Source organism: Bartonella sp. AA1HLJMS (genome assembly GCF_042197445.1).
Classification (GTDB): domain Bacteria; phylum Pseudomonadota; class Alphaproteobacteria; order Rhizobiales; family Rhizobiaceae; genus Bartonella.
In genome coordinates, this window is the sequence record NZ_JBHIRW010000034.1 from 1 (window position 1) to 11,861 (window position 11,861).

General features: G+C 42.1%; 13 protein-coding genes and 1 pseudogene. 3 read left to right on the top strand and 11 right to left on the bottom strand.

Annotated elements, in window-relative coordinates; all coding sequences use genetic code 11:
* Positions 1 to 325 precede the first annotated feature (325 nt).
* Both ACFIQE_RS07680 and ACFIQE_RS07685 read left to right on the top strand, forming a co-directional pair.
* Positions 326 to 606, top strand: a pseudogene (locus ACFIQE_RS07680) (type II toxin-antitoxin system RelB/DinJ family antitoxin).
* A gap of 9 nt (positions 607 to 615) precedes the next feature.
* Entirely contained in the window at positions 616 to 888 is a 273-nt protein-coding gene (locus tag ACFIQE_RS07685; protein WP_375640341.1) for a type II toxin-antitoxin system YafQ family toxin, read from the top strand.
* Positions 889 to 949: 61 nt separating this feature from the next.
* On the opposite strand, the gene ACFIQE_RS07690 is transcribed toward ACFIQE_RS07685, so the two are convergent.
* From ACFIQE_RS07690 to ACFIQE_RS07740, 11 genes are read right to left on the bottom strand one after another with little or no spacing between them, the layout of a single operon-like run.
* Positions 950 to 1,168, bottom strand: coding sequence for a hypothetical protein (locus tag ACFIQE_RS07690; RefSeq protein WP_375611113.1), 219 nt, complete (start codon positions 1,166 to 1,168; stop codon positions 950 to 952).
* Positions 1,161 to 1,367 (bottom strand): hypothetical protein, encoded by a 207-nt coding sequence (locus ACFIQE_RS07695; protein ID WP_375707463.1) that lies wholly within the window; start codon positions 1,365 to 1,367, stop codon positions 1,161 to 1,163. The genes ACFIQE_RS07690 and ACFIQE_RS07695 overlap by 8 nt, the downstream gene beginning before the upstream one ends.
* Positions 1,300 to 1,527, bottom strand: coding sequence for a hypothetical protein (locus ACFIQE_RS07700; RefSeq protein ID WP_375620639.1), 228 nt, complete (start codon positions 1,525 to 1,527; stop codon positions 1,300 to 1,302). Before ACFIQE_RS07700 ends, ACFIQE_RS07695 begins: the two co-directional genes overlap by 68 nt.
* Entirely contained in the window at positions 1,524 to 2,189 is a 666-nt protein-coding gene (locus tag ACFIQE_RS07705) for a lysozyme (protein ID WP_375707464.1), read from the bottom strand. Before ACFIQE_RS07705 ends, ACFIQE_RS07700 begins: the two co-directional genes overlap by 4 nt.
* 13 nt (positions 2,190 to 2,202) lie before the next feature.
* On the bottom strand, positions 2,203 to 3,912 hold the full coding sequence (locus ACFIQE_RS07710; RefSeq protein WP_375707465.1) for an alanine-zipper protein: 1,710 nt from the start codon (positions 3,910 to 3,912) through the stop codon (positions 2,203 to 2,205).
* 13 nt (positions 3,913 to 3,925) lie between these two features.
* The gene (locus ACFIQE_RS07715; RefSeq protein WP_375646537.1) at positions 3,926 to 4,180 is read right to left on the bottom strand and encodes a hypothetical protein; all 255 of its coding nucleotides are present in this window, start codon (positions 4,178 to 4,180) and stop codon (positions 3,926 to 3,928) included.
* A 9-nt stretch (positions 4,181 to 4,189) separates the two neighbouring features.
* Positions 4,190 to 5,167 carry a tail fiber protein gene (locus tag ACFIQE_RS07720; protein WP_375707466.1) on the bottom strand — a complete coding sequence of 326 codons (978 nt, stop codon included), beginning with the start codon at positions 5,165 to 5,167 and terminating at the stop codon, positions 4,190 to 4,192.
* Positions 5,160 to 6,134 carry a transglycosylase SLT domain-containing protein gene (locus ACFIQE_RS07725; RefSeq protein WP_375707467.1) on the bottom strand — a complete coding sequence of 325 codons (975 nt, stop codon included), beginning with the start codon at positions 6,132 to 6,134 and terminating at the stop codon, positions 5,160 to 5,162. The genes ACFIQE_RS07720 and ACFIQE_RS07725 overlap by 8 nt, the downstream gene beginning before the upstream one ends.
* Complete coding sequence (locus ACFIQE_RS07730; RefSeq protein WP_375707468.1) at positions 6,134 to 8,365, bottom strand: hypothetical protein; 2,232 nt, start codon at positions 8,363 to 8,365, stop codon at positions 6,134 to 6,136. The genes ACFIQE_RS07725 and ACFIQE_RS07730 overlap by 1 nt, the downstream gene beginning before the upstream one ends.
* Positions 8,358 to 10,121 (bottom strand): hypothetical protein, encoded by a 1,764-nt coding sequence (locus ACFIQE_RS07735; RefSeq protein ID WP_375707469.1) that lies wholly within the window; start codon positions 10,119 to 10,121, stop codon positions 8,358 to 8,360. The genes ACFIQE_RS07730 and ACFIQE_RS07735 overlap by 8 nt, the downstream gene beginning before the upstream one ends.
* Positions 10,121 to 11,176 carry a tail fiber domain-containing protein gene (locus ACFIQE_RS07740; protein ID WP_375707470.1) on the bottom strand — a complete coding sequence of 352 codons (1,056 nt, stop codon included), beginning with the start codon at positions 11,174 to 11,176 and terminating at the stop codon, positions 10,121 to 10,123. The genes ACFIQE_RS07735 and ACFIQE_RS07740 overlap by 1 nt, the downstream gene beginning before the upstream one ends.
* 350 nt (positions 11,177 to 11,526) lie before the next feature.
* On the opposite strand from ACFIQE_RS07740, the gene ACFIQE_RS07745 reads away from it, so the two are divergent.
* Positions 11,527 to 11,861 (top strand): Arm DNA-binding domain-containing protein (locus tag ACFIQE_RS07745; protein ID WP_375707471.1); only part of this gene is annotated, 335 nt, incomplete at its 3' end.

Below are 11,861 nucleotides of genomic sequence, written 5' to 3' on the forward strand. Positions count from 1 at the left end.
GCTATTGCCTCTCTTATCGAAGCACTATCGAGTGGTAGAATCGTCATGACACATCATTTCTATAACACTCTTTTAGTAATATTATGCTCTTTTTTATTCATATATCACATTGATTTATATGTTTTTTTAAAGTATGTGGTTCATAAATAAAGGTTAGGGAATAGGATTTTCCAATATTCTTCTACAGAACATATCTTATTCTTCTAACTTTCTCTAATAATTTTTTGAATTTTGCTAAGTTCTCTTGTGAAAAGCTATTGTTGAAACTCTTGACATAGACTTAACGTGCAGTACATTGTACTACAATTGAATAGGGGATTTAGAAATGGGAAAAATTCAAGCCCGCATACCTGATCAAGTTCAAGAAATTGCAAGTGCAGTTATTAAGTCTACGGGTTTAACTGTATCGGATGCAGTACGCATGTTTATGACCCGCATTGCTAGAGATCGAACATTACCGCTTGGATCTTTCAACCAAATCCGGAAACATTACGAGCTATCGAGGATGCCGAAATGGGATGCGTCGAACGTACATCATTAGACAGCTTAAGGACCATGATACGCGAAGATAGAACCGAAATGCGTAAATCTGAAAAGAAAACCTAAGCTTGCTATATTGTCTATACGCGTTCATTCCGGTCTGACCTTAAACGTGAAAGCAAAGGTAGGTATGCTAATACACTAGAGAAGGATTTGCTGCTTGTGGTCAAAGCGTTAGCGGAGAATGAACCGCTAAAAGCGCATTGGAGAGATCATGCGCTAACAGGTCAATGGCGCAATTGTCGTGATTGTCATATCAAGCCAGATTTAGTTTTGATCTATCGAAAGCCGAATACCAAAACACTAGGGCTCTTACGACTTGGTTTGCATTCTGAACTACGCTTATGATTGGATCTCCAATTCATAGTAAAAAGAATTTTTCGAAGTTTTTGCTTGTATGACAGTTTTTCTAATTCTTTGAGAACCACTGCTTCAAATGAGCGAAGATGTTGTCTATCGCATCCATGAGGCGTGCAAAATCAAGAATAAGCAAAAAAAGAAAAAATGCTATCCACTTCATCAAGCGAGACATCATTTTCACGCTTTGATAGGTGATGATCATTTCTTGAAGCATTTCTTTTTCTGATTCTGTAAGCTCTGTGTGTTTTTTGGATTTTTTTCTAACCATGTTTCCACCCACATAAGTGTTCACCTAGATTATTGTGCTTTAAGATCTCTCTTGCTAAATTGGAACTGATGGCGTTCAGATCTTTCTTGTCTAAATAAATTGGCAACCAGCCAACACAAGAAGAAGCATATTTATTTGTCATGCAACCAGTGAGAGAGAGCAGCACGCATATCAGCATCACTTTTTTGATTAACTTCACTTTCCACCTCAAGCCGTGTTGTGGCTGCTTTTAAAGCTTTTTCTGTTTGCTTTTGTTGCTCTACTTTTTTCCCAAGAGTAAAAGCTTTTGCTAAGGCAATAAAAAAAGCGGCTAAAGCCGCACCTGTTACCATCAAGTTTCTTTTCATCCATAAGATCATAGGCGGTGCTCCTGAAAGCGTTTAGCTACAAAGAAAATGCCAGTACATGCGGCTAAAACCATAATGGCGGATAAAGCCCATTGGATTGGTCCATTGCCCGCTAAAAACCCACCAAGACCTGAGAAAGAACCAATAATCGGTGCCAATGCTTCTGCTTTGAGAAACCCCGTTGGTGCTTGCGTTTCTACTGTTTGATAATTGGAGGAAACAAAAGCCCCTTTCGCCCATAGCCCTACCTCTGCTACACGCCGGTGTACGAGACCTTGTAAACGTTTGCCTCCCGCTTTGGTCCATTTCTGCAATTCGGTTGGTACCGCTTCATAATCCCCCCGATTAAGCCTTTTAAGCAATGTAGAGTTTTGGAAAGCTGCAATACCCACATTATAACAAAAGGAAACAAGAGCGCCGAACTGCTCGTCGCTTAAATTCACACAAACTGCTTTTTCTACCGCCCTCTCATATTGCCGCAAATCTGCTAAAAGCATGTTTTCAGCTTTTTTTTCTGTAATCACCATACCCTCAACAACTGTTGGTTGACCGGCTTTTTTCGTATGACCATAACCAATCATCCATATGCCAGAAGCATCTTGATAAGCCTGCAAGCGCAAACCTTCCCACTTTTTTAAACAGTATAAACAATCTTTACTTATTTTCCGTGCCATTGTTCAATTCACCTTATAAATATACCTTTATGAGTACTGCTCCATCACCGCCGTCGCCGCCAATTTTGTCGCTTCCGTGTTTCCCATCAAAATATCCACCGCCGCCGCCGCCACATTCTTTACCACCTCTACCACCGTTACCACCTTTGTAACTCTCACCACCCTGCCCCATGATAGAACCCTTGCATTGACCACCACCGCCGCCGCCGCCGCCAAGAAAAGAACTTCCACCAGTACCAGCTCTCTTGCCGTCGACTCCACTTCCTCCACCATTACCACCAGAAAAAATAAAGCTTTCACCACTGCTGCCCTCCCTGTTTCCTCCTCCATCGCCGCCTTTCCCTCCAAAGTTAACGAGAGTCATGGAAACGGAATATCCTCCTTCTGCTGTAACAAGCCCTTTGATCATTGTTCTACCACCATTGCACAAAATGTTACTGTCATTACCTTTACCACCACGACCAATGTAAGCTGTTTTTAATTTATCTAAATCAGAACCTTTCATTTTAACATGCACACATTGACCGCCGCCGCCGCCGCCATCCTTAACGCCACCACCTCCACCGCCCCAAGCCCATACTTCGATATCGGTGTCAGCAGTAATACCATCAGGCAATGGAATATCTCCGCTTTCTGTCATCAGAATTTCAACAGGTTTTCTAACCCCGCCACCATTGTTGCCGCTACCAGCGCCGCTGCTATTGCTACTATTTGCTTTGATTGAAGCCATCAGTTTGGCTGGTGAGATAAGTGCATCCACTGTTTTTGTGCCATCAATCCAGTCTTGTTTGGCAAGAGGTTGAATGAGATCAACTTTTTTCTGTACACTATGCGCTGTATCTTGCGCTTTATCGGCTGCTGTTTGCGCAATATTTGCCTCAGCTTTTGCACTGTCTCCCGTTTTTTGTGCTGTCTCAGCCGTTTTTTTTGCATCTACTGCATAAGCTTTTGCATCATTTGCTGTTCTTAATGCACTATCTGCAACGTTCTTCGCTTCACTTGCAACATGAATCCCTTGTTGTGCAACATCTTCAACTTTATCAATTTTTGCAATCTGTGCACGTTCTGGAGGAGTTAAGATAAGATGCTTTTTCCCTTCCTTCATATTCTCCATATCAAATACATCTTTTTCTATTTTATCTGGATCATAAACTGATTTTGACATACCAAAAGACTTTGAGCCTACAAAATAACGAATGGTATTTTTGAGATCTACCGGAGATATGGGATAATAAACACCTTCATCCCCCATACGCCATTTTTCCATTGTTGGCTGCTTAGCACTCAACCATCGTAGCTTTGATCTTTCCTCTGTGGTTAAGATTTTTTTTGTAGGACCCTCGTGCATATTTTCCATAGAAAATGCATTTGCCCCCACATTATCGGGATCATATGTAGCAGCCTTCATATCGCCAATCCCTAAAGGCGATATTTTTACCCAGCCAGCGCCTGATAAAATCGCATTCTCATGCGCTTCACCACTTGCTTCAATATCACAAATTGTGACCTTATTTTTGTAAGCAAGAGCTCCAATATCTCTCTTTGCAACCGCATCATCAGCTTTTTTTCCTTGAGCAGCAGTTGCAAAATATTCTACCTCATAAGCTGCTGCACTCCCCACTGAAATAGGTGCGAGAGCCTTACTATTTAAAACACCTTCTTTGACTTCTTTCTTTGTTGCTGGTTCAAGCTTAAATATATGTGTGTGATAGGGTAATGGCATCGCGTTTCATTCCTTAATCAGTTCGTTGTCTTGTTGTGTGAAGAGAGGACTGCAATTCATCAATAAGTTTTTGCATGGTCTCGAGACGTTTATCTGTCGCTTCTTTATATTCTGCCAAAGCGCTTAAAAGATCATGCTGTATGTCGCTTTTGACAAGATCAAGCACCTTATTTAAGGGTGCATGGACCATTCTATTGCTTGCATAAAAAAGGACGCGGATTTGCTCCGCGTCCGCAATATCATCAATAGCAGACGGATTATTGATCATTTGAAAAACTCACGACTTTATGGCATAAACAACCGGTACATTAACAGGGCGTGTTTCTGCCTCGCCCGTTGAAGAAATCGTTACCTTATGCGTATGCACTCCAGCAGGTTGTGTATCTTTTGTATAATATGAATTACCAAAAGCAGGATTTCTGCCACCTATTTGACCAACTCTTGTAACCATAGAATAATCATGCTTATGCGTATGTTGACCTGCCTCTTCAATGGTACAAGCATGTGTATGAGATTTAATGCTGTCTTTTTGCACCTCTGCGAAGTCTCTATTTTGATCTAAACCGCGACCATTATCAAAGCCGCGCAAAAACATTCCTCTAAAGTCTGGAACTTTAAAGGTTGTATCGCTGTTTTTTCCCCATTTATCCCCTATCGCCTTGAATAATTGCGGATAATCCTTGCGTTCATAAGTAGCGCCATCACATAAAAGCCAACCGTTTGGCACTTCTTGCATAGCAAAGGTCGCAATAAAACCGCAAGGAAAGGTTTCGACCTTTGGTAGTGGAATGGGGGTAGGGTTTAAAAGATACCAGCCATCAAGACCTTTTGTTGATACGCCATCATTATAGACTATTTCATAAATACCGCCCGTTTGTAACTCACCACCTATCAATGGTACTATCCCCGTGCTGGTGGCTTTATAGAGTGGCTTTGCTCCTATATTATTCATGTTTATTGTTGTCGTACCAATATTTATACCACGCGCCTTAAAGCGGATAATGATATCGTTTTTATATTTCGCTATCGGCGACACCGTCGTCAACGTGATTGATGTTGTTTGTTCCTTTCCATTCACAATAAACTTTGAGTCAAGAGAACCACCATTATCGGCAAGATATTCACGTATACGCTGCATCATGACCCGCGCACTATCATTGACAGAACTAGGCGGCTGCCCTTCTGCCCAATTAATGATACTATCGGAATTGGCATTTTGATCAGCTGTGAGTGACCAGTCATAAATATCAGACATGATAAGCCCCCGTTCTTCTTAATAGCTCTTCGCGCAATTGCTCTTCTTTTTGCCGCCCATAGGAACCAACAGATTGCCGCCTAGAGGGATCAATGAGAGGTGTTAAATCTGTCGGGCTCCCAGTCGATTGTGAGAAACCCGCCATGACTGGTTGCTGTAACATTTGTTGCTGTACCATCTGTGCCTGCTGTTTTTGTCTTTCTTCATTCTCTCTCATTAAATGAAGCAAACCGGAAAAGCCCTTTTTAAGAGCACCTGCATCAATACCTTGTGCTTGTAATGGTGTGGTTTCCATAACCTGTCCTGTTAAATTGTCTCTGCTTTCAGGTGCCATCATTCTGTTTGGGAATGGCGTGTCATATGCCATCAATTGGTTGCCCACTTGATTACCTTGAAGTGTCTTTTGAAGCCTCTCAACCCCACGCAAAGGACCCACCTCGTTTGGTGCCGCTTGTCCATTGCTTTGGTTTTGCTGTATCGTTCTCTTCAAAGCATCTCCCGTTTTATTGTAAAGCCCATAAATATGATTCATAAAATCCCCTGCTGTAGCTTCCATGTTGCCACCGTTGAGTGTGACTGCCTGTCGACCTAAAAGCTGACTTGCTGGAATATGTGGATTTTTGATAAGCTTTACTGCCCCTGCTGGTCCTTGTTGGTGTGCGAGGTAAAGCTCTGCCTCTGATGGCTCTCTGCCTAATGCTGTGGCTAAATAACGCGTATTATCCTTCGTTAACCGTGCCATAGCATCGGTTGCTTGAAAGGGATCAAACTTGTTATTGAGTTGATAGTGTTTTGCTGTTGAATCGAGAAATTGATACAGCCCTCCCGCACTGCTGTTCTTATTTCTTGCATTTGGATTACCATTACTTTCTATCATAGCAACACGTTCAAGAAAACTTTCTGGCAAACCATATTTTTGTGCTGCCTGTGAGATAGCACGCTTCACATTGGGATGAAAATTGATCATTAGTTTATAACCGTTCTATCAACACTGCTATTCAAAAGAATGCCAATAAAATTGAAGAATTTTGTGTGGTCTTCTTTGGTTATTAAGCGTTTCTTTTCTGCTTCATGAAACTTCTTAATTAATTCAACAGCTTTTTCCCTTGCTAACCCAAAATCTCCTTTTTCCCGCGCTGTTATAAGCGCTGCAATATCTCTCTCAGTATCTTTATGGACGCTTGAGAATTTGCGTCCAAATTCTCTTGCGAAATTTTTTACAACTGCCTTGATGAAAGCAATCTTTCCTATACCCATAGTCTGTTGTGCCCCCCTCTCTTCCACTTCACCCATATGGTTTGGCAATCGTGCAAAAAGCTTTGTTCTTTCCACTTCTGGTCGCAACATTTTCATAAGTTGCTTAGCTTTATCCTCGCCAAAAATACGCTGCAACTTTTCTTGACCATTTTGCGTGTCAAACAAACTCAAAAGATTGTGGTCAAAATTCTGTGCATTGCCTGCCGCATGTTCTAGTTGCGACCGTATACCTTTTTGAAAAGCCTCTTTTTCCATCAACCCAAAATCCGAAAGTTGACTGTTAATTGTGTCGAGATTAACGCTCTTCTTCAGTGCTTGCTCTCCCTGCTCGAGGGCATCACCAATAGTACGCTCGTCATAATAAATTTTCCGTGCTTTAGCATAATCTGGAGAGGACGTATCTAAAACGTCCAGAATGCGTTGTTTGAACAGAGTCAAATCTCGAGCATATCCCCATTTTCCTTTGATACGTGCAGATTTAATTTGATCATCCAAAACCTCTTTCATCTTATGTAAAATTCGCATATTCAGCTTTGGATATCCATTGCTCCCTATAACTGTTGCATCCGCTTCATTTGGCATTCGCGCAATTGCTTTTTTATAGGCTTTTTGGAAGGCAGGAGTTTCTTGCAACCGCGATAAATCTTTACTGACAGCATTAGAAATAGGAGAAGCTTTCGCCCTCTCATAAAATGGTTCAGCCTTTTTCTGTGCTTGTTTGATAATCTCTTGCTTTAAATTAAGCGTATCTACTTTTGGACCCATCACATCTGTCAACGCATCCTTTACCCGCAGTGCACTCGCATCTTGTCTAGCTCCCAAACGATTATTCACGAGTGAATAGGTATCGGGGTCTTTTTTTGCTGCTTCAAAAGCTCTCGCAGCAAGCCCATCATGAAGATCAATAATCATTGAATCAGGACCGCGCTGTTTTAACGCTCTCTCAAGCTTATCGACACCTTCATCGCCTAAAGTTTGGCTTACATCCCTAAGCGCTCTATCGCTTATCTGAAATGCTTCTTTTTCTACACCTTGTGTTATTGGTTCAGTTTTACCAAACAATTTTCCAACTGTGTTTTTGAGAGCCGCAGGTGTTTTTTTCACAATAGCAGGCGTTTTTTTAAGTGATCTTGTCGCAAAAGATGTTGCTTTTGATACACCACTGGCAACAAATGGTGTTGCAACGCCTAGCCCTGCACCAAACCCAGCAGACACTAGAGTATCTGCAAACCCTTCCCCCTCACCACTACCTGCTATTCCACCATAAATGGCTCCAGTTTTTGCTGCACGCCCCAAGCTAAATTTTGCCGCCTCTTTACTTGCTACTGCTTTCATTGCTGCTTCACCTGCAGCTTTTGCCGCTGCCCGTTCCGCACCCTCTGCTAAAGCAGATTGCACCGCCCTTTCTCCTGCTGCTAAAGCTTTACTGGTTAGTTGTGCTCCTGCAACACCAGCTCTACCTCCCAGCACAACATCAGCCCCAATTGCCGCACGAGTAGCAGCAGGAGCGCCAAGACCTGGTATTAGAAAAGGAATTGCAGCACCCGTTAAATTCCCTGCAAGAGATGCATAAAAATGATCTCGGTTCGCCGCTCTTTGATAGTCACGCCATCGCTTTGTCACTTCATTATACTTTTTAACTGCTTCTTCATCTCCCATCCAATAATTAATAGGTCCCAGAGGTCCCGAAGCGAATACTCCAGCTATTTCATCATCATACCCCATAGTTAACCCATGAAGAGCTCCCCATCCAAAAGCACCCGCTGCACTTGGATGTGGACCATCTTCCTCTGTTGCACCATTATTTCCTGTAACAGAACCACTTAGCCTTTCCTTATTCTTCGCGAAAAGCTCTTGAAGCTGTTCTGGTGTATAGTCACTTATATGCCCAATGACTCTTGTGTTTTTACGATTAATAAGAGGAGGGATTACTTCAGCCATTGGTTTGTTTCTCCTTAATGCGTCCATCTCTATCAACGAACAACATGCCTTCCGGCAATGCTTCTATCTGTTTTTCTAGTGGATCATTTGACTGTGCATGATTTCCCTTATAAGCATCTTGCCCATAGGCGGCTCGAACGAGCTCGTTTGTTGCTTCTGCACCACCAAAAAGAATTGCGCGCGTTGCTGCATTGGATTTGTTGAAAGTGTCAATAACTGTTTTTAACGACTTCTTCATTTGCTCTGCAGAAAGATCTTGATACAGTGCCGCTACAGAATTTTGCAAGGTTTGCAATTCCATATTAGACAAGTTTCCAAAGCCAGATGCGCCATTTGGTGAAAATGCTTTTGCTTTTCTCAAGGCATCAATCCCAATATTCGCCTTTAATGAATCAAGCATATGCCCGAAATCTTTTGCCTTAAAACCAGGTATGAATGACTCTATAGAACCCGTGAAACCAACAACATGCGGTTGTTCCTCAACAATTTTTAGCAATTCTTTAGATGCTGAGAGTATACGATTTGACCTGTCTGCTGTTTCCAGAATTCGCATTTGCATTTGTTGGTTTTTACGCTCCTCCTCCTTCTGTTCTTGAATTAATTTATGTTCTGAACCACTGCCTGCAATTGGCACCGCACGTATGCCACCAAGTGCATTTTCATCCTTAACATACATATAACCTGATTCAGGCTTTGACAGCATGCCATCAGTATTTCCCCCTAATCCAGAAGCAGTGGAACGTTGTCCCCCTTGGACTGGGATAATTTTCCCTGTGCTTGTTGAGACTTGGAAAGTCATATCCTCAGGCAATCCTTGCTCTGCCTTTTCTTCTGATGTCAATGTTCTATAGCCTTCTTGAGGGCTTAACGTGTTGCCTATAACTTTCATGGCAAGATCTGGATATTGCATGATTGCTTGTGCGTCTTTATCACTATATCCTTTAGAGCGTAAAAACTCAAAAATTGGTCTATTTTGAGCACGTACATTATTGCCCTGCCGCATAACAAGCGCCGCATTTGAAAAACTTTCCTGTGGTGTCTTTCCTGATGCTAACCCTGCAAAAAAATCCATGAGATGCTCGGAAAATTCTGATTTTCTAAAACGCTCCCATAAGCTGCTTGGATTTGCATCTTTATGAATAAAGTTCCCAACGGCGTTTACATAATCGGTTGCCTGTTCTGGCATATCATTTGCTTTTAAATGCTCCTCTTCTGGTAAGTGTGCATTCAAATGTTTTTCTTCTCCTATAGGTGCATCAAAAAGCTTTTCCTCATCATTTCCAGAATCGTTTTTCAAAGAGTTTGCCGCTATAGATTTCTCATTAAGTTGAGCAATATAATCCATCACATCTTTTTGCTGTCGCCCAGCTTCATCCCCACTATACTGATCAATGTTCCCAACAAGTGGAGATTGAGGAATCATTGATGCAACACCTCCCTGATCTGAGAAGTCATACTTTTGTTGCTCTGGCGCCTCTTGTACCTTAACAGTATCCTTTGAAACATCCGGCAATGGAGGCATTTGGCGCTTTAAATCATCTGTAGACATAATCAATTCTGCTGGCGTTTTTTTCCCAGCTTGTTCTGTCCCTGCTTGAGAACCACGAATAAGCTCTGTAGGACTCAATTTTTGTGGAGTATTATCCCCATTGCTCACATCAAAAGAGTTTGTGCTAAAAGCAGCAAGTTCCAACGCTTTACGCTTTCTATAAGCTTTTTCACGCTCTAATGCATTTAATTCTTCTCGCCAAAACATCACTGCACCCTTTCCATCTCAAAGCCAAGCTTGCTATAATCCACATGCAAAAAACCTGTCGCCTTATGCAAGAAAACAGCTTCTGGCTTTGACTTCAAAACATCCTGTGCCATCACCCCGCGATAGCGCTCTGGGTGCCCCTTGTAGTTGTATTCATAGAGTTTATAGCCATTTCTCTGCCCAGCTTCTCTGATGTTTTCTTTTGCTCTGATATCACTAAGCCCAGCAAAAGTACCAAGGATAGTTCCAACATTTCCAACAATCTCCCACGGATTAGGTTTTGGCTGTGGAGTCAATGTCGTCCTTTGTCCTGTTTGCGTTCCGTAATTTCCAGCAACAGCTCCACCAGCTGCGAGCAACTTACTTAACTGGTCCCAATCAAGATTGTTCTGCTGTTCCCATTTTTGCCGCTCTTCATCCAATTGCCGTTGATGATTGGCATCAAGTACACTCCCTCCCGTCAACGCATTAAGATTTGCCTGACCTTGACCTTGAAAGAAGTTATTGGCACCCGCCAACTGATTTTGATTTGCTTGGTCAATGAGACCATTGGCATTCATCATGTTGTTGACATCTTGGTTATATTGCTGTGATAAAGCTTGTGTTGCTATGCCCCCCAATTCATCAGCCAAAACCCCAGTATGCGCCCCAGAACCATAACGCCCAGCACCTGCCAATGAACTATTAATAGAATTTGTTGCCTTATTTAATGTGTTTTGAAGCGCTTCATCAAAGTAAGGGTTATTGCCTATTTGTTGCCCTGAAGCCATGTTCTTTAAGTTTTGGCTTGTTGCATTTTGCCCTGTCGCTATTCCATTTAAAGTGTTGTTATCATAGTTATGCGTATTATTGCTAAGCCCATTAATCGCATTCTTTGTTTGATCACTTAAACCCGCAACACGCTGCCCGTCATAAACGGCTTTTCCGCTGCCTTGGTTATAAAAAGTCATGGCATCTTGAGCTGCGTGTTCAAAAATACCTTTTGCCCATGCAGGGGGTGCATTTGTTTGCGTGGTATTTTGCGTTGTCTGAATTGGTTTTGAACTTTTTCCCATGTTAAAGCTGCTTTCTATATTCTAAAAGATTAACGAGATATCCATGCGATTTAAGAGATTTTTCCCACCCTCGCCTGCCTATGATGACAAGCTCTTTTGCCCCTTTTTTCTTGTAATAAGCTTCAATCTGAGTAATAAGCTTTGTTAAGGGCGCTCCTCCCTTTCCACCAAGTGTTCAAGGCATTGATTTATAATCATAATCTAGCGTTATTCATATTGAATGAGAACCCTGAATAACGTAAGATTCTCTCATCTTAAATCTGTGTATCTTGAATCAATCAAAATCACTTGCTTGCACGTCACAAGCGGGGTTGATGTGTGGGTAAAAACTATAGCAGAAAGGAGTAAAAATGGTTCTTATGAATCGTCTTAATGCAAGGGCTGTCTCAACATTGGGAGCTGGCAAATATAATGATGGTGCCGGCTTGCTTCTTCATAAGCGTAAAGATGGAGGTGCTCAATGGCTGTATCGTTATACCATTCATGGGCGGCGTCGCGAAATGGGCTTGGGTGCTTTAAGAGATGTCTCTTTAAAACAAGCCCGTGAATTGGCAACTGGGTGGCGGGCTGTTTTACGTGAAGGGCGTGACCCTATTAAAGAACGTAATAAACAAAAGCGTGAGGCAATAAGCAATCTCCATTACTTAAAAGATATTGCACTAGATACTTTTGAAACTCGTAAAGC